Origin of the sequence: Vibrio sp. OPT24 (assembly GCF_015163545.1) — a bacterium.
Classification (GTDB): Bacteria; Pseudomonadota; Gammaproteobacteria; order Enterobacterales; family Vibrionaceae; genus Vibrio; species Vibrio cyclitrophicus.
In genome coordinates this window covers 1-346 of record NZ_JADDYI010000037.1, presented here as the reverse complement: position 1 = coordinate 346, position 346 = coordinate 1, and the positions used below count along the sequence as shown (strand labels likewise).

The following is a 346-nucleotide window of genomic DNA, read 5'->3' as shown; positions in this document are numbered from 1 at the left end:
ATGATCTTCACCCGATAAAATGGACACCCTATCTTCTTTAACCCGTCATGACTTCATATTCATGCGGGCTTCGATATCCAAGACTTGAGTGCAGTCTATAACGGTTATAAAAATGCTGGATATAACCGACAAGTTTATCTCTAAGCTGCTTCTCACTTTTAAAGCTATTTTTCCTAATTATGTCGCCTTTGAGCGTATGGAAGAACGACTCCACCTCTGCATTATCAGTACAATGACCTGGGCGATTCATGCTTGGGACAATTCCATTTTTTGATAGTAAAGCTTGAACTTCATGGGCTCGATATTCAGAGCCTCTGTCAGTATGAAATAACAGGCGCTCTTGTGG

The 346-nt window shown here is 41.0% G+C and carries 1 protein-coding gene; it reads right to left on the bottom strand.

Features of this window, described 5'->3' with window-relative positions; all coding sequences use genetic code 11:
- Window positions 1–37: 37 nt before the first annotated feature.
- Window positions 38–346, bottom strand: a 309-nt coding sequence (locus tag IQO02_RS08505; protein ID WP_029203063.1) for an integrase core domain-containing protein, incomplete at its 5' end; no start/stop codon positions are given.